Raw genomic sequence first — 25,038 nt, 5'->3', positions numbered from 1 at the left:
TATTGTAAGATTTGCGTCATGAACCTGTAACCCTATGGGCATATGATGGTAGTGTAGAAAAAAGTGAACGGAGGCAAATTATGGAAATTTTAAGAGTGGAAAATCTCACCAAAACATACGGTGAAGGCATAAATATGGTTAAGGCTCTGGACGGCGTATCTTTCTCCATCGAAAAGGGTGACTTTGTTGCAATCATCGGACCGTCAGGTTCAGGTAAGTCGACACTTCTTCATATCCTTGGAGGAGTGGATAAGCCTACAGACGGTAAGGTCATCATGGACGGCAGCGATGTCTACAAACAGGATGATGAGAATCTGGCCATTTTCAGAAGGAGACAGGTAGGGCTCATCTATCAGTTCTATAACCTCATTCCTGTTCTCAATGTCATCGAAAACATGACCCTTCCGGTTCTGATGGATGCCAGAAAAGTAAGTGAGGATAGACTGAATGAGCTGGTTTCAACCTTAGGGCTGAACGGGCGGGAAAATCATCTTCCAAATCAGCTCTCCGGAGGTCAGCAGCAGAGGGTGTCCATTGGACGTGCGCTCATGAACGCACCTGCAGTTGTTCTTGCGGATGAACCTACAGGTAATCTCGATTCCAAGAACAGTCAGGACATCATTCATCTTCTGAAGGAATCAAACAGAAAGTATAATCAGACCCTCATCATCATCACCCATGACGAGAACATCGCTCTACAGGCGAATAGAATCATTTCCATAGAAGACGGAAAGATCATCAGAGATGAGGTGATCAGAAAGTGAATATCCTTAATCGCGTAACGCTTCAGAATCTGAAGAAAAATCGTACAAGAACCCTTGTCACAATCATCGGTATCATTTTGTCCGTATCCCTTTTTACAGCGGTGACCACCTCCGTACACAGTCTTAAGACCCACGTCATCAATGTGGTCAAGGAGCAGGACGGAGACTATCACGGCGCTGTAAGCAGTGTAGACGGCAAAGAGCTGTCATCACTTGTCTCATCGGACAAGGTGAATATGGTCACAACCATCCAGAACATCGGGTATGCAAAGCTCGAGGGTGCGGAGAATGATTATAAACCTTATCTCTTTGTCGGTGCCATGGATAATTCATTCTCGAGCATCATGCCTGTCTATCTCACCGAAGGCGCAATGCCTAGTAGCAGCAAGGAGATTCTTATCCCTGAACACCTGTCCCAGAATGGAGGGGTGACACTTAAGCTTGGAAGTGAGATCACTCTTGAGATGGGAAAAAGATACCTGGGAGAAGAAGAACTGGCCCAGTACAACGGTTTTGATCCGAAAAATGAAGTGTTCAAGGCTGAGGGCACAAGGACCTTCAACGTGGTCGGATACTATGAAAGACCGAGCTTCGAAGGCTATAACGCACCCGGATATACCGCGCTGACGCTTCCGGACGGCGGCGGTCCTGACAGTTTTGATGCTTTTGTAAGGGTCGAACCTGCCAAAGACATCTACAGCTTCATGGACGGCATGTTTTCTGGTCACAATATCGAGTATAATGACGATCTTCTTAGATACACAGGAAACTCCAATGAGAATACGCTGAATGCCGTACTCTACAGCATGGTGGCGGTTCTTAGCGGAATCATCATGTTCGGTTCCATATCACTCATCTATAACGCGTTCTCCATTTCCATCAGCGAGCGTACGAAGCAGTTTGGACTCTTAAAGTCCATCGGCGCAACGAAGAAGCAGATTATGAACAGCGTCATATTTGAAGCGCTGACCCTTTCCGCGATCGGTATTCCTCTAGGTATCCTTTTAGGTGTTGCAGGAATCGGAACCACCTTCGTACTGGCAAAGGATCTCTTCACCCATTTATGGAGAGAGGAGACAAGATCGGTACTGACCCTAAGACTTTCACCTGAATCCCTTGTTCTTTCTGCGGTGCTTGGTCTCATCACGGTGCTCATTTCAGCTTATATTCCGGCAAGGAAGGCATCGAAAGTTTCCGCTATCGATTCCATCAGACAGACGGATGACATCAAGATCAAACCGGGTAAAGTGAAGACGAGCAGACTGACCTATAAACTCTTCGGATTCCACGGTATGCTGGCATCCAAGAACTTCAAGAGAAACAGAAGGAAGTACCGTGCTACAGTCATCTCACTCTTTATGAGTGTCGTGCTCTTCATTTCAGCTTCAAGCTTCAGCGAGTATCTGAACAAAAGCGTTGGTCAGGTCATGGAACTTAGCTCATTTGATCTGCAGTATACTCTTACACCAGAATCCGAAATTAAGCCTGCGGAGCTTAAGGAAATCCTGGCGAAGCTGGACGGTGTAGAAAAACTGAGCTACGGCAGCAGCACATACGATCTGAGCCTTGTGGTTTCCGAAGACAGACTGTCGGAAAAATACCAGGAGCTCAGTACAGACCATTACGGATCTGAATTTGTAAAAATGGACGAGAATGAAAGAATCCTTAATACACATCTGATTTTTATTGATGACGAGGCTTTCAATAATATGCTTCTGGAGAATAATCTCAGCACAGAAGAATATACAGATCTCAGTGCCCCCAAAGCTGTTCTTTATCAGGAAGGAAAGATGTTCAACTACGATGACAGAAGATATTATACCTTCAACATCATAGATGAAGGATCCTTTGAATCAGACTATATTATTGTTGATCACGGAGATGACGAGATTTTCTTTACAGGTGAAAGAAGAGAGGAGAATCTTGTCTATAAGGATATGGAGGATAATGAAGTCCTTATACCTTATGAGGAAGGAATAACAACTGGAAGTCTTCAGCTGGGGAGTCTGATTACAGAAGCACCCATGGTTTCCATGAATTCTCTGAGTGATGAGCTTAACGTGATCTATCCCTTAAGTGCAAAAGCTGCAGTACTCCCTGAGAACGATGAGGATTCTGTCACTGAATTCTACTTTGCAGTGGACGATCATGCAAAGGTGTTCAAGGAGATGGCAGAGACTTTAAAGGATCTTGGTCTACCGCAGCACAGACTCCAGAACCGCGCAAGCAATCTTGAGAGTAATCGTGCCATGATCAGTGTGGTGAATATATTCTCCTACGGTTTCATCATTCTCATCTCGCTGATTGCTGCAGCAAATGTATTCAATACCATTTCAACGAACATCAATCTGAGAAGAAGAGAGTTCGCCATGCTGAAAGCAGTGGGTATGACTAAAAAGGGTTTCAACAATATGATGGTCTATGAGAGCATCCTTTATGGTCTTAAGGGCATTCTGTATGGACTCCCAGTGGCACTTGGTGTCACTTATCTCATCTACCTGTCCATCAGCAACGGTATCGATTTTGAATTCTTTGTTCCGTGGACCTCGGTCATCATAGCCGTGGGCAGCGTATTTGTAGTGGTATTTGCCACCAGCATCTACGCCATGGACAAGGTGAAGAAGGATAACCCCATTGATGCACTGAAGAATGAAAATCTATAAATTAATAGCCCGAACCCTTTAACATGAAATTCCCCCAATTGTCAGGAAGACTCTGATTAGGTATGATGAAGTAGAATACATCATACATTGAATCAGAAACTGATGATTGGGGGGATTTCTCATGACCAGCCTATATTTTGTAAGGCACGCAGAGCCAGAGCATAATTTTGAAGAAGACAGGAACCGTCCGCTTACGGATGGAGGGCGGGAGGATACCCTGAGAGTCACAGATTTCTTCAGAACCATTCAGATAGATGCAGTCTACGCCAGTCCATACAGAAGAAGTCATGATACCGTTAAGGGCTGTGCAGAAAGCAAAGGGCTTGATGTAAACCTTGATGAACGGCTTAGAGAGACAGAGCGGCCATCAGGGAAATAATACGGAGATGTTCAGACAAAGATGGGCACACTTTGATTTTCATGAAGAGAATGGTGAATCGCTGAATATGGTTCAGAAGAGAAATATTGAAGCTGTGGATGAGATTCTGAGAAAACATAAGGATGAAAAAATTGTTATCGGAACACATGAAACAGCGCTCAGCACCATACTGAATTATTTTGACCCGACCTTCGGCTGCGATGATTTTCTAAAGATCATCGATCTCATGCCTTATGTCATCAGGCTCGATTTTCATGAAGAGCGATATATTGGGCGTGAAGAATGCTTGAAGATCAGAAAAGTATTCCCTGGCAGGAAATAGATGAGTGATGCTTTGAGGAAATCCTTGATTCATTCAGACAGATGTTTTCTTTCGGAGGATACTTTCTTTAAGGATATTTCCGTTTAGGGTATACGGAAAATGATTTCAGATGATACACTAGGTATTAAGTGATTTTTTACGTTGAAATTTTATTATGTTGCAAGGATGGAATAAATGATATGGACAAAACTAGAGGAGAAATCGGACTCATACTGGTATCGATTATATGGGGCAGCGGATTTATTGCAAGTGCCATAGGGCTGGATTATCTTTCTGCCTATGAAACGCTTGCCGGAAGATTTCTTGTGGCGGCAGTGCTGCTTACTGCTGTAAACAGAAAGAAGCTTAAGAAGCTTCAGCCAAAGACCATAAAGAACGGAATCTTACTGGGTATTTTCCTTTATGGTGCATTCGTTCTTCAGACGGTGGGTCTTGAATATACGACGCCCTCAAAGAATGCATTCCTGACTGCGGTGAATGTGGCGGTAGTCCCCTTTATCGGGTTTCTTTTTCATAAGACCCCCTTGGACAGAAATGATGTTTTAAGAGCATCTCTCGCCATGGTGGGCGTTGCACTGATCTCTTTGAACTGGACAGGCATTCTTAACCTTGGGGATGTACTGAGCTTTCTATGTGCCTTTGCCTTTGCACTCCATATATTCTATACAGGAGAATTCATGGAAAATGAGGATCCTCTTTCTCTCACCATGGTTCAGATGATCACGGCTTTTGTGCTCGGAATGTTCTTCATGGTCATGAGGGGGGAGAGTCTTCTTTATCAGGATAGAAGAGGGTATCTTGCCATGATCTATCTTGGAGTATTCAGCACGACCATCGCGTTTCTTATGATGAGCATCTGTCAGAAGTACACAAAAAGCTCAAGAGCGGCAGTCATTATGTCCACTGAATCCTTATTCGCCATGGTATTCTCCATTATCATTCTCAATGAAGAGGTGACGCCACGAATGATCCTTGGCGCGATTGTCATCTTCACAGCGATCGTTCTTCCTCAGGGAAAAGAAGAGGACATGATTGCAGAGACTCTGGAAAAGGATGCAGTATAAAGCCTTAAGATATTGTGCCTCAAGAAGTTCATATACCGGATAAATCCCATTTGTCATATGTGATGTGACAAATGGGATTTATGTTTTAATTGTTTAATAAATGAAAACGTAATAATATGTAAATATAGATGAAAATTACGTTATATATCATGATATTCATATCCGGAAATGTTGTCGGCGTGGTTTTTCAAATGTTACTCTGACTGATCACCAGGGAGCAGCTCTTTATGGAATTATTGAACAATTAAGAATGGAGGATTAAAATGGAAAAGAAAACTGGAACAAAAGCTGGTATTCAGAAGTTTGGCGCCTACCTCAGTGGTATGGTTATGCCGAATATCTCTGCATTCATTGCATGGGGACTTATAACCGCACTATTTATCGCTACTGGCTGGTGGCCAAACGAAAAACTTGCAACTATGGTTGGACCGATGATCACTTATCTTCTTCCTCTCCTTATTGCCTACACAGGCGGTAAGATCGTCTATGACCACAGAGGTGGAGTAGTCGGTGCGGCAGCAGCTATGGGTGTAATCGTTGGAACAAGCATTCCGATGTTCCTTGGTGCTATGCTCATGGGACCACTTGCAGCTTTCCTCATCAAGAAAATCGACAGTATTTTTGAAGGCAACATCAAATCAGGTTTTGAAATGCTCATCAACAACTTCACTGCCGGTATCCTTGCAACTGTTCTTGCCATCGCAGGTTTCTATGTCATCGGACCTGTCGTTGAAGCGCTGAACAATGTTCTTGCTTCAGGCGTTGACGCAATCATAGACCTTGGTATACTGCCACTTGTGCATCTGTTTGTAGAACCAGCGAAAGTGCTGTTCCTGAACAATGCGATCAACCATGGTATCTTTACACCACTTGGCGCACAGGAAGCGGCAGAAGCTGGTAAATCAATCATCTTCATGCTGGAATCCAATCCAGGACCTGGTCTTGGTATCCTTCTTGCCTACATGTTCTTCGGAAAAGGCATTTCCAAAGCTTCTGCATCAAGTGCAGCGGTTATCCACTTCCTTGGAGGTATCCACGAAATCTACTTCCCATACATCCTGATGAAGCCTATACTGATCGTAGCGGCTATGGCTGGTGGTGCAGCAGGTACACTTACTTTCTCACTGCTTAATGTCGGACTTAATGCAGCGCCTTCACCAGGATCGATTTTTGCCTACATCGCCATGACACCTAGAGGAGACTTCTTCGGAATGTTCCTTGGTATTCTGGTTGCGGCAGCTGTATCATTTGTAGTAGCAGCAGCAATCCTGAGATCCTCAAAAGAAACAGAAGCAGCAGACATGGAACTTGCAGTTTCAAAGATGGAATCCATGAAGGGTAAAGAAAGCTCAGTAAGAAGCACTTTAGTCACTGGTTCCAAAGACTACAGAAACGTGAACAAGATCATCTTTGCCTGTGATGCCGGTATGGGTTCAAGTGCAATGGGTGCATCTATTCTCAAGAAGAAAGTTAAGGAAGCAGGTATAAATGATGTTGATGTCACTAACCTTGCGATCAATAATCTTCCTTCTGATGTAGACCTTGTTGTCACTCATAAAGACCTTACTGAAAGAGCAAGAAAGATGGTTCCTGGAGCAATTCATGTTTCCGTGGACAACTTCCTTGGTACAAACAAATACGATGACATCGTAGAAGATTTAAAAAAGAGCAAAATGTGATAGAATAATATCAGGTAAGGGCCATGGCAAGCTTGCCATGGCCTTACAAATTAATAAGGGGGTGCGGTGATTTGTATATAACAGCAAGAGAAAGACTCATATTGGGGATTTTGCTCGAATCACGGCATCTCTTTGTTTCCTTGAATGACATATCAGCTGAACTTGATGTGTCACTAAGGACGGTACAACGTGAAATCAAATTTATGGAGGATACTCTTGCTGAATCCGGGCTGAGCCTTGAAAAGCGAGTCAGCGAAGGAATAAGGATTTCAGGGAGCGAAGAAAACATGGACAGGCTGAGGGAAAGCCTCAAGAGCTATTCCGATTTCGAGCTTCAGCGAAACGAGAGAAGTCTCATCATCTTCAATGAACTGCTTAAAGCAGAGCATACAGTCAAGTCGAGCTACCTTGCTTCAGTGCTTGGTGTATCCTCCAAGACTCTTCAGCAGGACCTTGATTTCTTTCAGGAAGAAATCAGATCTTCTCATCTGGATCTTGTGCGAAAACCCGGATACGGGATTGCACTGGAAGGTAGAGAAAAGGACAAGAGGATGTGTTTTGTGAACCTTGTTCTGCAGAGACTGGAACAGAGTCCGATATTCTCCCTGAAAGAAGGAGAATTCATCTCCCTCGATAAGGATGACAGGATATTTCTCATCCTCGATGCTGGAAGGCTTGAGATCATCGAAAAGATTCTGCTTTCTGAAATCAGAAATCTTCAGTTCCGACTGACGGATCTTGCGGTTTTTGAACTTCTTCTCTATCTCAATCTTGCTGTTACAAGAATGGCAAAGGAAAGCTTTGTGGAAGCTAAGCTAAGAGCTGAGCTCAGCGATGAAAGAAAAGTGGCACTATCTATTTTTGAAAAGGTTGGCGCGGAGCTATCCATGAACATACCGGAGAGCGAAATCGCATTTTTCGCCGCAAACCTTAGAAGCGCCAGAAGAGTCAGGAGCCAGGAAATCGATGAGAATCTGGAACTCTCGCAGCTCGCAAATGATCTGATCGATTCTGTGTCTGATGCGACCGGATATTACTACAACAAGGACAAAAAATTTTTTGATGCGCTTGTCTCCCACCTTGAGCCCCTTTTAAACCGGATCAGCGACGGGATTATCGTGCTGAATCCCATCAAAAAGGAGATTATGGAAGACTACAGCGTCCTCTATGGCACTCTTGAGAAAATCCTGAAGGATAAATTTGAAGGATACCATATCAGTGATGACGAGATCGGGTTTCTGACCCTGCATTTCGCCTCAGCAGTCACAGAGCTCAGGGAAGCACCTAAGGTATCCACACTTGTCGTATGCACAAGCGGTATCGCGACATCAAGGATGCTCACGAAGAAGCTGCTCAGCAAGTTCCCGCAGCTGACCATTATTGAGCAGGGGTCCATCAGCGACCTGAAGAAAATGGATATGGGAGAATTTGATCTCATCATTTCCACTGTGGGCATAAGAGATGCAGACTTCGACTACATCCAGGTCAGTCCTATGCTGTCCGATGAGGATGAAAAGAAACTGGAAAGAGTGGTCAACAACAAGCTGCTCATCTCCTCCAGAAAACATGCGAGAACAAAGGAGAGCCAGCTTCTTTCCGATATGGACAGCAATCTCCTTAATCTTGTGCACGTCATGGATGGGGGAAACAGGCTGATAAGAGATCTTCTGACAAATTTTGTCATGGACCGTACAGACGAGAAGGATCTTACAGCACTTCTAGGCAGGGCATTTGCGACGCTTCCGCTCCCTGAAGAGACAAAAGAAGATGTGCTCAGCATGCTTCTTGAAAAGTCTGAAACAACAGGCTCTGCCATTCCAGGCACAAGCCTTGCACTGGTTCATGGAAGAAGCGACAGACTTCATGAATCTGTCTACTGCGTATATCGGAATCGGAAGCCTATAAAGATACTGGGTATGGATTCAAAGATGATGGATGTGGATACCGTATTACTGCTCGCTGCACCGGAGTCTCTTGGCGAGATGGAGCTTGAACTTTTATCTGCCATCAGTATCGGTCTTCTGGAAAAGGACAATGTCGTCATTTATGAAAAAGGTGATGAAGGACAGATTCTTGCACTCATTCAGCAGCAGCTGAAACGCACCTATCTGGAAATCACAAATAGAATTTGGAGGTAATAGAATGAGTAACATATTGAGACTGGAAAATATCAGAATGAATGAAAAGATCGATAACAAATACGATGCCATCAGACTTGCAGGAGAGCTGCTTCAGGAGGGTGGGTATGTCAATGAACACTACATCGATGAGATGATCAAGAGGGAAGATCTCTCGACCACCTACATCGGGAATGATATCGCCATCCCTCACGGAACAGAAAGTGCAAAGAACGATGTCATGGAATCCGGAATCAGCGTCATTCAGGTGCCGGAGGGTGTGGACTTCAATGGAGACAAGGCAAGAGTCGTATTCGGTATAGCCGGGAAGGACAATACCCATCTTGAAATCCTGTCCAATATTGCAATCTTCTGCTCCGATATGGAGAATGTGGAGAAGCTGGTCAGTGCGAAGTCCAAAGAAGAGATCATGGATCTTCTGGGAGGAATTTAGATGAAATCACTACATTTTGGTGCAGGAAACATAGGCCGCGGTTTTATCGGGCTCATTCTCAGCAGAAACGGTTTTGAAGTCACATTTGCGGATGTAGCGGATGAACTCATTGATGAGATCAGAGCAAAGGGAGAATATACAGTCATCATGGCGGATGAAAAAGGCGAAAAGCTTCATGTGACAGGGGTCAAGGGGATCAACAGCAGGACCGAGTCTGAAAAACTGAGGGATGCGATCATGCAGTCCGATATCATCACAACTGCGGTGGGGCCGAACATCGTTCCGATCATCGCTAAAAATATGGTGTCCGGAATCAAAGCAAGACTTGCAGAAGACGAAATCATCCCTTTTTCCATCATTGCATGCGAGAATGCCGTGGGTGCAACAGCGATTTTAAAGAAGTCGCTTTATGAGGAACTTACTGATGTGGAAAAAGTCAAAGCAGACCGGTTCATCGGATTCCCTAACTCAGCTGTTGACCGTATCGTTCCTCTCCAGAGCAATGAGAACCTGCTGGATGTCAAAGTTGAACCGTTCTTTGAATGGGTGGTGGAGAAAGGTCAGATCAAAGGAGATCTTCTTGATATTGAAGGGGTCCACTATGTGGATGATCTTGCACCATACATCGAAAGAAAGCTGTTTACCGTAAACACAGGCCATGGCGCTACAGCCTATTTCGGAATGGCTAAGGGATATCAGACTGTTCTTGAGGCCATAAACGATCCGGAAATCGAGAAAAATGTCCGAGGGGTACTATCGGAAACCTCATACTATATCACAGAGACCTACGGATTTGATGAAGACGAACATCAGGCTTATGTGGATAAGATCATAAGCCGTTTCAAGAATCCGGATATCTCGGATGAACTTGTTCGTGTCGGAAGATCCCCACTGAGAAAAATGTCCAGCAAGGACCGTTTTGTGTCACCAGCTCTTGGCGTACTTAAACTAGGTCGAAAGCCGGTATATCTCGCCAAAGCGCTTGCTTCACTTGCAGATATCAGTAACCCGGCAGATCCTGAAAGCGTGACGCTTCAGGCATATATCGATCAGTTCGGTCTAAAAGAGGCGCTGCTTAAATACTCTGAGCTGCCTTTGGATTCTGAACTCACAGACCTTGTACTGAAAGAGTACAATGAACTTCATTTTCAGTAATTGACATTAACATTAACGTGGTAACGTGTTAGAATAGGATTGAATACAAATGAAGTGAGGTAATGAGATGAAATTTAAAGTGTTCAATTCTTACGAAGAGCTAAGCGCATACAGTGCTGAGCTTGTTGCTGGTGTCGTCAGAGAAAAGGAAGATGCTGTTCTGGGTCTGGCTACAGGGTCAAGTCCGCTGGGGCTTTATGAGGAGCTCATCAAACTCTATGATGATGGTAATCTTGATTTTTCAAAGGTGAAGAGCATCAACCTGGATGAATATGTAGGTCTGGATGGCACCCATAATCAGAGCTATAGATATTTTATGGACCTCAACCTCTTCAACCACATCAATATCGACAAGAACAACACACATGTACCAGATGGAGTCGCAGAAGATCTTCAGAAAGGTGCGGAAAAATATGATGAACTGATCGAGTCCATGGGTGGAGTTGATGTTCAGATACTGGGTATCGGACCGAACGGACATATCGGATTTAATGAACCTGCTGAAAAGCTTAACCTGAATACACATGTTGCGGATCTGACTCAGGAAACCATCAAGGCAAATGCAAGATTCTTTGCATCTGAAAGCGATGTTCCGACTCAGGCAGTGACCATGGGTATGGGACCGATCATGAAGGCGAGGAAAGTTATCCTTATCGCATCAGGAGAAAACAAAGCCTGGGCAGTGAAAAGTCTGATTGATGATGTCATTACGACCAATATCCCTGCTACACTACTAAAACTGCACACTGATGTTACAGTGCTTCTTGATAGAAGTGCAGCAAGTCAGCTTGACGAAAAGTAGAAGAATCAGAAATAATAATGAAACAGAAGGATCATGAAAAGGCACTTGGTGCATTTTCATGATCCTTATTTTTTTGGGTAAACTTGTCGAAAGCGCTAAAAAAGGTCCAGAAAAGGTTTGAGATCTGCGGGATCATAGTGCATTGAACCAAGATAGCCATGCTTTATATCTCCTTGAATACCATGAAAGTCTGAACCTGCAGTGATGAGCAGGTTGTTCCTCCTTGCGATGTCTAGGCTTTTACCTGTCATCTCTTCATCATTGAGATAGTAGTAGCATTCTACACCGTCAAATTCATGTAGAAGCAGCTCTTCCAGGGTGTTTTTCCTATAGATGACGGGGTGAGCAAGTACGACGATGGCTCCGTTTTTTTTAAGTAGAGCGATTCCTTCCTCTACAGTAAGCTTGACATTGGGAATGTAGGCAGGACTGTCCTTATCGAGATATTTCATGAATGCTTCGTTATAGGTAAGCTGAGGAACTTTCTCATGGACTGCGTGGGCGAGGTTTGCTCTTGTGAGAACCCCCTGATTGGTTTCTCTTAGTTTGTCGTAGTCGATATCCATATCAAAGTAGTGCTCCAGATTCTGGATGAACTTTATGATTCTTTCGTCTCGTGCATGATGAAGCTCATCCAGCTTTGAAAGAAGTCCCTGATTCTTATATCCTTCATTGTTCCAGTAGCCCAGTATGTGAATGCTTTCTCCGTTTCTGGAAGTGGTCAGTTCAATTCCGGGGATGAATCTGATGTCAGAACGGTCCATGAGAGTAGAGATCTCAAAGTGGCCTTTTACGGAATCATGATCTGTAAGTGCCATGTAGGAAAGACCTTCCTTTACGGCTAGATGATATAATTCCTCCGGAGTTAGTCGTCCATCAGAGTAAGTTGTATGGCAGTGGAGTTCGATTTTCATATGATTTTCACCTCTTATTATCTGAATTAACAATTAGTTCATACATCAAGTTGACATAATATTTATCGCTCCAGATTTTCTCTTCCCATAGTTTATGATGTTATACATGATGTAAAAAAGTATTATTTATTATGTAAACGATTATAAATGGAGATTGTTACGAAAGCATAAAACCTTATATGTGAACGCAAAATGGCTTATATTCAGTATTTCTTAAAGTTATAATAACATTAGATGCCATATTTGGCTAAATTATTTTGGAGGTGTCAATTTGAGAAAAGGAAAGTCATTACGTTCGTTGTCCATTGTGCTGTTACTCCTGTTTTCTTTTGCCATGATTCCAGGTCAGAAGCTGTTCGCATCTGAAGTGGATCTGCCAAATGCTGAAACAGCAGTAGAACCTGTAGGGGTTGAGAATCCGGCAGATGAGGTCATAGATCCATCAGAGGATACAGCAGCACCACCTGCAGAAACTCTACCAGCACCTGAAACTCCTGCCGAAGAAGAAAAACCGGCAGAGGAGCCAGTTCCAGCAGAAGAACCGGAAACAGCAGTACAGAGTATGATGATGATGCCTATGGCAGTAGAATCAAAAACTGTAGTTCTTGACTATTTTTCCATCAATGACTTCCATGGTACTGTAGATGACACAGCCAGTCTCAGCAATCCTGGGATAGCTAGGCTACAGACCTATCTTCTTAGTCAGAAAGCACTTAATAAGAATACATTTTTCTTATCCGCAGGTGACCAGTATCAGGGGTCATCCATTTCAAATCTCACCCATGGTGATGTTGTGAATGAAATACTGAAGCATATGGGACTTCTTACTTCAGCCATAGGCAATCATGAATTTGACTGGGGATCTGATCTGATACCTTTATGGGGAGAGACTGGTGGATTCCCGTTCGTCGCATCAAACATAGAAGTTGAAGCGGCAAGTAAACCTGCAAAGTGGGATACCTATGTTAAACCTTACCATGTTCAGACAGTTGATGTTGACGGTGTCGCTTTCAAAATAGGCTTCATCGGAATCGCAACACCTGAAACAAAATTTAAAACAGCAGCTGAAAATGTTGTCGGATTTAAGTTCACGGATCCGGTTGCTGCAACAAATAAATGGACAGCTCATCTTAAAGATGTGGAAAAAGTTGATGCAGTAATTGCTCTTACCCATCTTGGTTCATACATGAAAGATGGTGTAGTGACTGGTGAAGCAGCGGATTATGCCAATAAAGTAGATGTTGATGCCATCATTACCGGACATACCCATCAGGTCGTCAACGGTGTCGTTAACGGGATTCCGATCGTTCAGGGTCAGTACAACGCGCGTAGCGTTTCTAAAATCTCCCTGGAATTCACACTTGAAGGAACCGTAAAAACACTTAATAGTGTAAAAGGTAACGTCATTGATATTAAAGCGATAAAAGCTACTCTTAAAGAAGACACAGCAGTGAAGGCAATTGTCGACAGATATTATAAAGATCTAGAAGCAATCCTGGAAGAACCGGTTGGAAAGATCGAATATGATCTTCCACATGATACGAACACCATGCAGGTATCTCCGATGGGCCAGTTTATCGCAAAGACCATGGCAGAACTTGGCGGAACTGAGATTGCAATCGTTAATGGTGGAGGAATCAGAGCGGGCTTTGAAGCCGGAGACATCACCATGGGGGACATGTACACCATTCTTCCATTCGATAATACACTGGTAACACTGAAGGTTACGGGAGCTGAACTGAAAAAACTGATCGAACACGGTATTTTCCCGGCAGACTTCAGACCGGGCCAGTTCTACGGAATTGACGTTTGGTATGACAAAGACGCAGAAGCAGGAAAGAAAATCACTAAGATTCAGCTGCTTGACGGAACTGAAGTCAAGGATGATGGGGTTTATACCGTATCCACGCTGGACTTTCTGCTTACTGGTGGTGACAAGTATGACTTCAGTAAGGCTACTGAAATTTCCGATACCTATCTTCCACTTAGAGATCTGATTGCTGATGCAATCAAAAAAATGGGTACAATTGAATTCACTTATGAAACAAATCTTTTCATCAAACAGAGAGCTGCATTTGACTACTTCTCCATTAATGACTTCCACGGTAACGTGGACAGCTCAGGAAGCAGCAAAAATCCTGGACTTGCAAGAATCCAGACGTTCCTTAAAAATAAGATTGCAGCAAACAAAAATACATACTTCCTGTCTTCTGGAGATCATTTCCAGGGAACAGCAGTCTCAAACCTCACTCACGGTGCTGTCGTCAATGATATCCTTAAGGAAATGAACCTTCTTGCATCTGCAATAGGTAATCATGAATTTGACTGGGGCAGCGATCTTATTCCTCAGTGGGCGAAAGACGGTGAATATTACTTCCTCGCTTCCAATATCGAAGTTCAGGAAGACAAGAAACCTGAAGGCTGGGATAAATATGTCCTTCCTTACATGGTTCAGGAAATCATGGTAAACGGTAAAGCGGTCAAGGTCGGATTCATCGGAATCGCAACACCCGAAACCTCATTCAAGACAGCAGCAGCAAACGTCATCGGATTCAAGTTCACGGATCCAGTTGCTGCGACAAATAAATGGAGCAAGGTACTTATGGAAGAAGAGGGCGTAGATGCCATCATCGCACTGACACACCTTGGTTCATTCCAGAAAGACGGAAAAGTCTCAGGAGAAATTGTAAACTACGCAAATAAGGTGGAAAACATCGATGCGATCTTCACCGGACATACCCACCAGGTCGTTAATGGTGTGGTCAACGGTATTCCGGTCGTACAGGGCGGATACAACGGCAGAAATATCTCTCAGATTACTCTGGATTTCGAAATCAATGATGATGTTGTTAAGCTTCTAAGCGCAACAGGTAAGGTGACGAACCTTACAGATCTCATTCCTTCACTGAAGGAAGATGAGGCCATCAAGGCCATCGTGGACAAGTACTATAAAGATCTGGCGCCGATTCTTGATGAAGTGCTTGGTACACTTAAGAATGACCTTCCTCATGACACAGACACCATGCAGGTTTCACCAATGGGTCAGTTCATCGCCAAATCCCTTAAAGAACTGGGCGGAACACAGATAGCCATCGTCAATGGCGGTGGAATCAGAAGAGGCTTTGAAAAGGGTGAAATCACCATGGGTCTGATGTACGAGCTTCTGCCATTTGACAATACTTTAGTTACACTTAAGGTCACTGGCGCAGAACTGAAAAAGCTCATAGAGCACGGTCTGCATCCTGAAGATTTCAGACCAGGACAGTTCTACGGCATCGAAGTCTGGTACGACAAGAATGCCAAAGCGGGAGAAAGGATCACATCCATGAGACTTCTTGATGGAACACTCATCAAGGATGATCAGTATTACAGTGTTTCTACACTGGACTTCCTCTTAACAGGTGGAGACAATTATGACTTCAGCAAAGCCAAGGAAGTGGTAGACACCTATATTCCAGTAAGAGATCTTATCGCCGATATGATCAGAGAACAGGAAGTAATTTCACACAAGTATGTGGAACATCTTCACCTTGGAAAAGATGAAAGACTGCCTGCAGCCGGTTCAATGGGTGACGGCCTGTACTACGGAATGGGCATGATTTCACTGGTAGCGGCCGGATTCCTTACAGGAAAAGGCAGAAAGAAGATAGCATAAGGTCAGGGTGATCAGACGCATAGTTTTGTTTAAATCATTGCGATGATTCACTCGGCCGAAATAATACATAATGAAGGGACCTGAAGCTGCATAACTGCAGTTTCAGGTCTCTTGTTTTGTCCATGAGGATGCGGGATTTCCATTATATGAAGATTATCTTCTAGTCATCAGTGTAGGAATCAGATAATAGGGTGACAGCGTATATGAATCATGAGTCGATATTTCACATTTGAGACAAGATCTGAACACTTAAGTGGCGTATTTCTCTGCCGATATACAAGATATCACTTAAGAATTATTCTTCAATCACAGTGATTAAACTTAGAGTTTAGGAGGGGCAAGAAATAAGATTTATAAGACTCATATAAAGCAGGAATCGATAAGGCTTAATCGATCAGCATTGAACAAAGCTGTCATTATATTTATACAAAGGAGAAAAATCATTATGAAGTTAAAAAGAAAAATCATTTTAGTCACAAGTTTCATAATCCTTCTTGCTTTAGGTGCACAGGCTGTAATCAGTACGATTTCAACTGAAAAGTCGCTGGAGAAAGTCATAGTCATGCAGCTTCGTGACCAGATCAAGAATCTGGAAAATGAACATGTTTCTGCTGATGAAGTTGTAGACATCACAAAAAATGCGCTGAATGAAAAGAACATTGCACTTGCCATGTCCGTTGCTGAGATGCTTGTTTCGGATCCGGAATATCTGGAAACAGATAAGCTTGTCTTGCTGGCTAAAAGCATCGGTGTGGATGAAATTCATATCACCGATGAGAAGGGGATCCTTCAATGGGGAAATATCCCTGACTTTTTCGGGTTCGACTTCGCAGAGTCTGATCAGACAAAGCCGTTTATGGCACTCTTAAATACGACAGAAGGAAGCCTGGCCCAGGAACCTTCTGAAAGAGGAACAGACGGTACGCTGTTCCAGTACATCGGAGTCTCAAGAATAGATGCTCCGGGTGTAGTCCAGATCGGACTTGAACCAAAAGCGTTTCAGGAACTGCTTAAAAGTCTTGATATTCAGAGCACCATCGCTTCACTGGATATCGGTAACGGGGGTTTTGGCATCATTCTAGATGGGAACAGAACCGTACTTCATGACAGAAATACCGATAACATCGGAAAAAACACATCTGAACTTCCTTGGATCGAGGAGGTGCTGAAGGAGGAGAATGTTCTCCATAAGGTCAGCGCCGAAGGTACGTCTTATTATGCCATGGCGGAAACCGTGGAGGAGAGAACCTATCTTGTCACCTATCCAAGAGCTGAAATTATGACCATCACAAGAAATCTTCAGATGAACAACCTCATCACTCTTGTCCTCACCGTTATGATCCTGCTGGCAGTCATTTCATTTGTGATCGGACGATGGGTGACAAGACCCATGGAACTGATGGTAAATGCAATGGAGAAAGTCGGAGGAGGAGATTTCACCGCTGAAATCACCTATGAGTCCAGAGATGAAATCGGGACTACAAGTAAGCAGTTCATGCTGATGGCCGAAAACATCCGAAAACTCATCAGAGGAACCGTCACAAGCTTCGATTCCGTAACCCGGGCTTCAGATAAAGTCATGAACAACGTGGATGGGCTTCTATCCTCCAGTATGGAAGTGACAAAAGCAGTGGAAGAAATCGCCCAGGGTGCAACAGAGACAGCCACCGGAGTCAATGAACGCCTAAGTGCGGGACAGGACCTTGGGGAGAGCATCCAGAAAATTTCAGGAAGGCTTACAGAGGCCAAAGGGATTTCTGAGGATATGGTTCATGCAAACAGAAACGGAAGAGCAAAGATACAGATTCTTCAGGAAGTGTTCAAGAAGACTGTGGTCAATACCGGAGAGGTAGCTGAAAACGTAACTGCATTAAGCGGCAGTTCCAAGTCCATAGAGAATATCCTCGGAACCATCAAAGGTATTGCCGACCAGACCAATCTGCTGGCATTAAATGCGTCCATTGAAGCGGCAAGAGCCGGTGAAGCCGGACGAGGATTTTCAGTGGTCGCTGATGAAATCAGAAAACTTGCAGAGCAGTCTGCGTTGTCGGCAGAAGAAATCAGCATCATCATCAAGAACATCGTCTCGGTAGTTTCTGTGACAACAAAGACGGTATCAGAAACGCAGCAGTCCGTAGATTCTGCAGATGGAAGCCTTCAGGAGACCGTAAAGGTCTTTGATGAGGTGGATCAGAAGGTCCATGCGCTGGAATCCATCCTGACAACCTTTATCGATGAGACAAGGACCATTGATACTTTGAAAAATGAACTCATCATTTCCCTGGAATCCATGGCGGCAGTCAGCGAGGAAGCTGCAGCCTCCACAGAGGAGATCAGTGCGTCATCTGAGGAGCAGTATGCCAGCATCAATGAGATCGGTCAGGAAATGGATGAACTGAACCGCGAAATCGCGAAGATTCAGGAAGAGCTCGCTAGACTCAAGGCGTAGAGAAAATGATATGGGATGGGCGATCATACCCCATCCTCAAAAGGCTTAGAATTACCGGAATCCTAATATCTTCAGGGATTTAGCTGGTTTCGGGAAATGAAGGGCAATAAAAGAAGCCTCCATAAGGAGAATAAGAATCGGTACAAAGAGAATGCGGTATCATGCCAGATTGATCAGACACAGAGTTAAAGCTGAAAACTTACAATGATTCACTCGGCCTGAAATCAATTCCTTAAAAGAGACCTGAAGTCACTTCTAATCATTGTGACTTCAGGTCTCTTATCTTTGAACTGGTTATCAGTCAGCTATTTCTTCTCTCTTCCTTCATAGAGTCTCATTAAAAGGTCCTCAGTGCCCGTAAGAAGAGTTCTCAGCTGAGGAAGGTCTACTTTATCAGGTAGAGTGAAACTCTCTATGAGCGTGTTCCTTGCGCCCATAAAGACCCTTCCGTTATAGAAGGTGCTTAAGTGCTCTTCTTCGTTGAGCGCTTTAAGAATCGAGATGGAACCGGAAGAAAGGGCTGGTGCGATATAGGGCTTGAATCCGGTCTCTCTTACTCTGAAGTTTTCCCGTTCAGTAAGTGCTGTCAGGTCTTCTGAAATTTCTACATCATAGTTTTTCAGTGAGTTTATGACAATAAGGCCTTTCCCGTGCGGGCCGAAGGTCCTCAGGTCTTCATGGAAGATGCCCCTCTCTTTTGCGATGAACCTCGCTCTGGCTTCCATGACGCCAAGCCCGAATCCTCGAATTCTATGGCTTGCAATCCCGCCTTCGTCCATGAGATTCATGCAAAGAAGATCCACCGGGTCCGACACGATGAAATAGTAGCCTTTAAATCCGCTTTCTTCCGCTTTCTTTGCATAATCCAGCAGTACTCTTCTGTTTTTCTCAAACTGTACAAGCCTGACATCCGTAAGAGATGTGCCTACCGGAGGAATGAAGATGGATACCGTGAAGACCAGTACATCCGTGTCGAAGATCTCGTCTATTCCAGCTTCAACAACGGGAGGAAGATCGCTTCCATCACTGATTTCATTGATTTCGAGGTAGTAGCGTCTTCTCTTTTTCTCATCAAGATCGAAGATCCTGATTTCCTTCAGGATATCTCGTCCTAGAAGCCTCAGTCCCATGAGAAGGGTCCCGCCCACATCGCCGAGGCCAAGGATGGATAGAGTGTAGGGTTTCTTTTTCTTCATGAGCTCACTGATCCATGAGCAGTCGCTTTCGTGGATAAGATGGACGTCGAAGCCAAGAGGATTTTTGCTTGTTAATAGGAGATCGGCTCCGCTCTCTTCAAGCACTTCCTCCAGTGTACTTGCGATAAATCTGGAGGGGAAAGTCTCGTCTTCAAGAACCATAAAAACGGGACTCTTAGAATAGACGAGGCTGTCCATCTGTGAGAGGAGATCTTCCCGCTCATCGGTCGATAGAATAAGAGCATTGATCCGCTCTTTAAGTTCATCTGGAAGATCATTCAGAAAATCAGTGATCTGAAGAGTGCCTTCCGTTCTTTTTATTTCGATATAGGCGAGGATTTCATGCTTTCTTAGTATGCTTGTCATGTGCTGTCTCCTTAAAGTATCAGTTTTTCCAGTCGTTTCAGTTCTTCGAGATCTGAGCTCAGATAATAGGTCGGTGCCTTATACAGGTCATATTTCAGATCTCTTCCTTTGTCGGGCACTCTTGGCATGGTGAAGACCTGTCCCAGAGAAGACAAGGTGAGCTTTCTCTCATACACCCTGTGGAATTCCTCTTCAATCACCGTCAGAATCATCATGGCATTTTCAATGGAGATCCTGGAGAGGTCATAGACCTTTTTGGCGCCTGCATCCATGATGAAAGTGGGGGTCGTGTAGGGGAGAATAAGATTGATGGACTCGATCAGATTACGCTTGGGGAATTCTCCACGCCACAGCGCATCTCCGCCCATGAAGGGATAAAGATCCTTTTCGTTGAACCAGGCTTTCAGCCGTGGGATGTAGTATACACCATCTACCTGATATTCCTTGCCGGACATCATGTCCATTCCCTTGGCGGAAAGGATTCCTGTTATGATCTTCCTGACTTCGATGTTCTGTGTTTTAAATAGAGGACTCAGCGCATTCATGCGATAGCCCTTATGAAGTATTGTGTCTACAAGGATGACCGGTCTCTTGAAGGAGGAGAGGGTCTTCACCTGATTTTCAAGGCTCAGATAGAACGGCACTTCCTTGATGGCAAAGCCTTTCATATCGGAACTGAAATACTTCTCTGTGTGAAGGGACTTTGTTACGGTGTTCGGAACCACCGAGCGGTCCAGAACGTCTCCGTAAGGCACGCACATATATTTACCGAGAACTCTTGGCCTCTGCTCTTCCATGGATACCTCGTTCTCCAGACAGACAAGGCTTATGATGCCCTGCTGCAGCATGAGCGGTTCAAAGGGAAGAATGAGATTGCCGGGATAAAGCTCCCCGATGGCTTTCATCAGGTTTTCTCTTGTGCTCTGGATGACACTTCTCACCCTCTGGTGATTTCTGAACGGATCCTTGAGAATATTCTCCATATCAAGGTTCAGAGCAATCGGTGTGCTCATATCCGTATAGTATATGGATTCATGATAGTCCAGGGTTTTGAAGTTATACAGACCAAGGAGCGAGATGAATTTCTCGTCTTTCAGGGTCTTGTTTCTGGGGATGAAGAGGGCACATTCGTAGTCCCTTGAAACCCCGAAGGACAGCGTTTCCGTCAGTAGTATCTGATGATAGTTTCTCAGACGATCCGGTGACGATACATAGAGTCCATCAAGAACCATGATTCTTCCAAGGTTGAGCTCACGCACCTTATCCGCAAAGAGCGAGGATTTCACTTCATGCAGAAGGTTTTCGCTTCTTGCCCAGTGGAAGATGCTCATGCCTATGGGCTTTCCGCTTGTCCTGTCTACCAGTGCCAGTACTCTTCCAGATGGCTTCTGGAAGGTATCTCTCACAAATCGTGTGATGACGCTTCTGTTTGTAGGGAAGAGCGTATCAATCACCTGAATGAGCATAGGGTCAAGTTCTCTATAGATATGCTTCTCTAAAAATGTCAGGCTGACCTGGGATTTGTCTACTGGAACCTTCTGATAGAATCCGTTGAGATAGATGTAATTCTGAGCCATGGGATCGATGAGGGTGGAGATGTCTCTGTTTTCATCGATATTGGTTCTGATCTTCGTTGAACTGACTTCTTTGAGGTCTTTAGGCAGATCCATGAAGACCACATGGCTCAAGGTGCTCTCGATGGTCTTTCTGGCACTCTTTATTCGCGTACGGTCAAAAACCAGATGATTGATCTGATGGATGGAATGCTCTGTAGGGCTCTGCTTATAGCTTGAAGCGTTCAGGATCACATCGCTTCCGCAGACCATGAAGACAAGTTCATTGAAGATGTTCTTCAGTTTCAGAAGATCGTTCTCGTTTGAGATGTTTACAGGGATATCTTCAGGGAATAGGTAGAGTCCAAGCTCCCCGGCAGTGCTCATCTCAAGGATTCTTCTCCTGACGTTGTTCGGCAGTGTTTTCTTTGACCAGGAGAACTCGTCTATGGACAGGTAGACTTCGTAGCCTTTGTCCCGGATGAGCTTTGCTATGGCCAGGTGTGACAGGGTAAACGGATCGAAGGTGCCGGGGAAGAATGCGTACTTCTCGGCACTTCTATGGGTAAACACTTCATTTTCATGAAGGTAGTCGCTCATAAAACGGTAGATGTTGTTTAAGCCGACGCTCTGACAGAGGAAAAGAAGATTTCCGGTTTCGTTGGTCAGAAGCGTGATGAGCTTTTTGTTGATATAGAGGAAGATGTTGTTCTTGCGCTCGAGGGTCAGAACATCCGAGGCGAAAATCACTTTTCCGATGGTTGTGAATGCTGCTCTGACCGTCAGATTTTCATAGTCGGCCAGCCCGAACAGAAGGACACTGAGCATGCTCTTGATCCTCTCTGTCTTCTCCTCTTCCTTAAGTTCTGTGCCCCTCATACCGAACTGGATAAAGGACTCAAGGGTTGTGCCCAGAGTCTTGATGACCAGAGTCTTTACTGAGGGATTGGCTGTTTTCACCTTGATGAGCAGATCGTCGATGATTTCGTCGAACTCTTTGAGTTCAAGATGAAGGAGAACCTTACCTAAAGGCTTCGGAATATACTCCGTAAATCGGTGACCTTCAATTTCCAGTGCGCGCAGGAGCTCGACGGCAACCTCATTCTTTTCATAGGAAGAAAGCATCCTCATCAGTGTAAGAAGGGCGTTGCCTGCTGTTCTTCTTACGGATTCGATGGCAGACACCTTAAGCAGATTACACAGGTGAAGGGCGGTATTAATAGGAGAAATGAGTTCACCATCTAGAGTGTAGAACACCAGAAGCCTGATGCTGTTTCTCTTCACGATCCAGTGAGTGGCTGTCTTCAGGTTGTTCAGAAACACTTCTTCCATTTCTTCTTTTCTGGTTTTCAGATTTTCTTCAAGGGCTTCTCTCCTCTGGTCCATACCGAACTGTCCGCACATCTTCATATAGAGGAAGACTTCTGTGATGTCGGTCTTTTTGGATACCTTTTTGATACGCTCTTTGAGGTAAAGGACAAAATCGTCTGTAAAATGGCTTTCGCTGTAGCTTGTGGTGATGAGTTCAAGCACCGCAATTCTCTGTACAAGGCTGCCTTCAAAGATGGTCCTGTAGAATTTCTCTTTAAGGGTTCTTTCGAAGGGAATATATTTTATGGCTTCAGTGAGAAAGATATTCGTCTCCTGTCTCTTGGGGCTGATGTCCACATAGTATTTTTCAAGAATATCTGTGTACTCTCCCTTTCTTGCTTCGGGAAGCTTCTCAAAGAGCGACTTCACCATAGTGGCGAAGGAATACCCGAGATGGGTCTTATGGCTGTCGATGACCTTATGACCTGGATAGAGAATCTTCTTTACGGTTTCCTCGAGAAGCCTCATCCCGGAAATATTGGATGACGGTGCCACTTCCTCAAGGGGAAGCTCCTTTCTGTAATCCTCATCGAAGATTCCTATGATTGCGCCGAGCATTTCTGCGCTATGATACCTTATATCATCTTCTGGATGGATCAGGCATTCCATAAGAAAGCCGATTACCTGAAGTTTCTGCCCCTGGGTGAGATAGGTGGAGTATTCTTCGAAAATACGGATATATTCTCTGAGGTCTCTCCAGTCCCTTAAGGATCGAGCTTCTTCAAGCAATGTGTCCATGCTGTATTCGTTTCTCAGAAGGTTCATGACCTTGATGTTGTGATCGATGGCATGATACTTAAGACGACTGATGATTTCATCGCCGAAGCAGATGGCAGGTTTTTTGAGGCTTCGGATGTTTTTACGGGTATCAATGATTTTCCTGTTCTCTTCTTTAGTGGAGACGCGAACTTCTACACCGAGGCTTGAAAGATAGTCTTCAAAGTCTCTCAGTTTCGCATAGACCCTCTCATATCGTCTTTTCTTTGATTCATCCACATTATCGAGCTTTTCCAGGATGACATCGAAGGACTCATCTAAAGGATAGATGAACATCTCATCCTTACCGTCCACAAGCCTGTTTTTTACCCTGAAATCGGAGTAGATGAGAACAAGCGCTTCAAGAGAAAGATTTTCAAGTTCAAGATCCCAGGTGCTGTGATTGACCGCGATGTTACGGATATAGTCGATTCCATGTTTTTTGAACCAGATATCCGAGTAATAGTAATGAAGATAAGGGACTCTTCTCATTTCTGAGAGCTTTACGCCATATTTTCCGATATCATGACCGGCAAGCGCTCCTGAGACTCGTCCAAGGTCAATGGGCAGTCCAAGATTTTTGAGCTGTCTTGCGATGAACATGCCCACATGATGCACACCCGCTACATGGTCAAGAGTATTGAAGCCCTTAAGATCTCGGGACATCTTGAAAAGGGCATAGATATGATCCTCTCTGAAGGCTTTCATGAAACGCCTGTATTCATCATCCTCCAGTTCTTCCAGTTCCTTTTTCGTGAGAAACTGAAAGCTGTGGGTGACGTAGAACTCGTCGCTTCCCGACACTTCCTCATTCCTCAGCATCACTTCATAGATATTGATGAAGATGTCCATGAAATCCAGCTCATCCTTGGTGAACTTCCGATCTCTTGCATCCTCATCCACCTTCATGATGAGATAGTCATAAATCATGTCAAGATCCACACGAGCAAAATCACCAAGGGGTGAGAATGAATCTTTTACAAGAGAAAACAGACTCTGTGCGCTGTAATCTCTTTTTTCCAGCAGCTTTCCTATAGAAAGAGAAAAGTGTTTTTCTCCTGCAATGCCCAGAATATCTTTTTTCGAGAATCTGATTTTCTTCAGAAAACCAGAAAGGGCAAGCGATTTTCTGATGCTTGTCATTACACTTAGTCCTAAAACCTGTGACAAAATAATCCCCCCAATCTTAATCTAACTAAATTATATTATGTTTATGGGGAATACTCTACTAAAGATTGGTACCGTTTATATTCGAGATCAGCAGGTTGATGTCCGAACTGTTTCAGAATGAATAGAAAGGGTGCCTGTAAAGCTGTCACCATAACACAGTAGGGTAAGTTCAATTTAAAATAAAAATCTTTCGGTGTTCACAGATTGTT

Annotated in this window: 15 protein-coding genes; 12 read left to right on the top strand and 3 right to left on the bottom strand. The window is 44.2% G+C overall.

Annotated elements, in window-relative coordinates; all coding sequences use genetic code 11:
- Window positions 1-80: 80 nt before the first annotated feature.
- The 10 genes from RTX25_RS00565 (at window position 81) to nagB (ending at window position 11,399) form a co-directional block, all read left to right on the top strand.
- Window positions 81-764 carry an ABC transporter ATP-binding protein gene (locus RTX25_RS00565; protein ID WP_312649349.1) on the top strand — a complete coding sequence of 228 codons (684 nt, stop codon included), beginning with the start codon at window positions 81-83 and terminating at the stop codon, window positions 762-764.
- On the top strand, window positions 761-3,427 hold the full coding sequence (locus RTX25_RS00560) for an ABC transporter permease (RefSeq protein ID WP_312649347.1): 2,667 nt from the start codon (window positions 761-763) through the stop codon (window positions 3,425-3,427). The genes RTX25_RS00565 and RTX25_RS00560 overlap by 4 nt, the downstream gene beginning before the upstream one ends.
- 121 nt (window positions 3,428-3,548) lie before the next feature.
- Window positions 3,549-3,806 (top strand): histidine phosphatase family protein, encoded by a 258-nt coding sequence (locus RTX25_RS00555; protein WP_312649346.1) that lies wholly within the window; start codon window positions 3,549-3,551, stop codon window positions 3,804-3,806.
- Window positions 3,807-3,813: 7 nt separating this feature from the next.
- A complete protein-coding gene (locus RTX25_RS00550; RefSeq protein ID WP_312649345.1) occupies window positions 3,814-4,128 on the top strand; it encodes a histidine phosphatase family protein in 315 nt (104 codons plus the stop codon).
- Window positions 4,129-4,307: 179 nt separating this feature from the next.
- Entirely contained in the window at window positions 4,308-5,192 is an 885-nt protein-coding gene (locus RTX25_RS00545) for a DMT family transporter (protein WP_312649344.1), read from the top strand.
- Window positions 5,193-5,455: 263 nt separating this feature from the next.
- Window positions 5,456-6,871 (top strand): PTS mannitol transporter subunit IICB, encoded by a 1,416-nt coding sequence (locus RTX25_RS00540; protein WP_312649343.1) that lies wholly within the window; start codon window positions 5,456-5,458, stop codon window positions 6,869-6,871.
- A 71-nt stretch (window positions 6,872-6,942) separates the two neighbouring features.
- Window positions 6,943-9,009 (top strand): BglG family transcription antiterminator, encoded by a 2,067-nt coding sequence (locus RTX25_RS00535; RefSeq protein WP_312649342.1) that lies wholly within the window; start codon window positions 6,943-6,945, stop codon window positions 9,007-9,009.
- A gap of 4 nt (window positions 9,010-9,013) precedes the next feature.
- Window positions 9,014-9,442, top strand: a complete 429-nt coding sequence (locus tag RTX25_RS00530; RefSeq protein ID WP_312649341.1) for a PTS sugar transporter subunit IIA — start codon at window positions 9,014-9,016, stop codon at window positions 9,440-9,442.
- The gene (locus RTX25_RS00525) at window positions 9,443-10,597 is read left to right on the top strand and encodes a mannitol-1-phosphate 5-dehydrogenase (protein WP_312649339.1); all 1,155 of its coding nucleotides are present in this window, start codon (window positions 9,443-9,445) and stop codon (window positions 10,595-10,597) included.
- A 67-nt stretch (window positions 10,598-10,664) separates the two neighbouring features.
- Window positions 10,665-11,399, top strand: a complete 735-nt coding sequence (nagB, locus tag RTX25_RS00520; protein WP_312649337.1) for a glucosamine-6-phosphate deaminase — start codon at window positions 10,665-10,667, stop codon at window positions 11,397-11,399.
- Between the two features lie 95 nt (window positions 11,400-11,494).
- Here nagB and RTX25_RS00515 read toward each other — a convergent pair whose 3' ends face one another.
- On the bottom strand, window positions 11,495-12,313 hold the full coding sequence (locus RTX25_RS00515) for a PHP domain-containing protein (protein WP_312649336.1): 819 nt from the start codon (window positions 12,311-12,313) through the stop codon (window positions 11,495-11,497).
- A gap of 271 nt (window positions 12,314-12,584) precedes the next feature.
- On the opposite strand from RTX25_RS00515, the gene RTX25_RS00510 reads away from it, so the two are divergent.
- The gene (locus RTX25_RS00510) at window positions 12,585-15,968 is read left to right on the top strand and encodes a 5'-nucleotidase C-terminal domain-containing protein (RefSeq protein ID WP_312649334.1); all 3,384 of its coding nucleotides are present in this window, start codon (window positions 12,585-12,587) and stop codon (window positions 15,966-15,968) included.
- 445 nt (window positions 15,969-16,413) lie between these two features.
- Complete coding sequence (locus RTX25_RS00505) at window positions 16,414-18,417, top strand: methyl-accepting chemotaxis protein (RefSeq protein ID WP_312649333.1); 2,004 nt, start codon at window positions 16,414-16,416, stop codon at window positions 18,415-18,417.
- A 305-nt stretch (window positions 18,418-18,722) separates the two neighbouring features.
- Here the strand turns inward: RTX25_RS00505 and RTX25_RS00500 are convergent, their stop codons facing one another.
- On the bottom strand, window positions 18,723-19,979 hold the full coding sequence (locus RTX25_RS00500; protein ID WP_312649331.1) for a lactate/malate family dehydrogenase: 1,257 nt from the start codon (window positions 19,977-19,979) through the stop codon (window positions 18,723-18,725).
- An 11-nt stretch (window positions 19,980-19,990) separates the two neighbouring features.
- On the bottom strand, window positions 19,991-24,829 hold the full coding sequence (locus tag RTX25_RS00495; RefSeq protein WP_312649329.1) for a cytidyltransferase: 4,839 nt from the start codon (window positions 24,827-24,829) through the stop codon (window positions 19,991-19,993).
- Window positions 24,830-25,038: the final 209 nt, after the last annotated feature.

This window comes from Proteiniclasticum sp. (genome assembly GCF_032054185.1).
Taxonomy (GTDB): Bacteria; Bacillota; Clostridia; order Clostridiales; family Clostridiaceae; genus Proteiniclasticum.
Note: the sequence above shows the minus strand (reverse complement) of the source record. Positions and strands in the feature narration are given on the sequence as shown.

What these genes read in the sequence shown, in the direction of transcription:
- RTX25_RS00505 (WP_312649333.1), top strand. Translation starts at nt 16,414, where the DNA reads ATGAAGTTAAAAAGAAAAATCATTTTAGTCACAAGTTTCATAATCCTT.
- RTX25_RS00555 (WP_312649346.1), top strand. Translation starts at nt 3,549, where the DNA reads ATGACCAGCCTATATTTTGTAAGGCACGCAGAGCCAGAGCATAATTTT.
- RTX25_RS00515 (WP_312649336.1), bottom strand. Translation starts at nt 12,313, where the DNA reads ATGAAAATCGAACTCCACTGCCATACAACTTACTCTGATGGACGACTA.
- RTX25_RS00540 (WP_312649343.1), top strand. Translation starts at nt 5,456, where the DNA reads ATGGAAAAGAAAACTGGAACAAAAGCTGGTATTCAGAAGTTTGGCGCC.
- RTX25_RS00530 (WP_312649341.1), top strand. Translation starts at nt 9,014, where the DNA reads ATGAGTAACATATTGAGACTGGAAAATATCAGAATGAATGAAAAGATC.
- RTX25_RS00550 (WP_312649345.1), top strand. Translation starts at nt 3,814, where the DNA reads ATGTTCAGACAAAGATGGGCACACTTTGATTTTCATGAAGAGAATGGT.
- RTX25_RS00565 (WP_312649349.1), top strand. Translation starts at nt 81, where the DNA reads ATGGAAATTTTAAGAGTGGAAAATCTCACCAAAACATACGGTGAAGGC.
- RTX25_RS00500 (WP_312649331.1), bottom strand. Translation starts at nt 19,979, where the DNA reads ATGACAAGCATACTAAGAAAGCATGAAATCCTCGCCTATATCGAAATA.
- RTX25_RS00545 (WP_312649344.1), top strand. Translation starts at nt 4,308, where the DNA reads ATGGACAAAACTAGAGGAGAAATCGGACTCATACTGGTATCGATTATA.
- nagB (WP_312649337.1), top strand. Translation starts at nt 10,665, where the DNA reads ATGAAATTTAAAGTGTTCAATTCTTACGAAGAGCTAAGCGCATACAGT.
- RTX25_RS00525 (WP_312649339.1), top strand. Translation starts at nt 9,443, where the DNA reads ATGAAATCACTACATTTTGGTGCAGGAAACATAGGCCGCGGTTTTATC.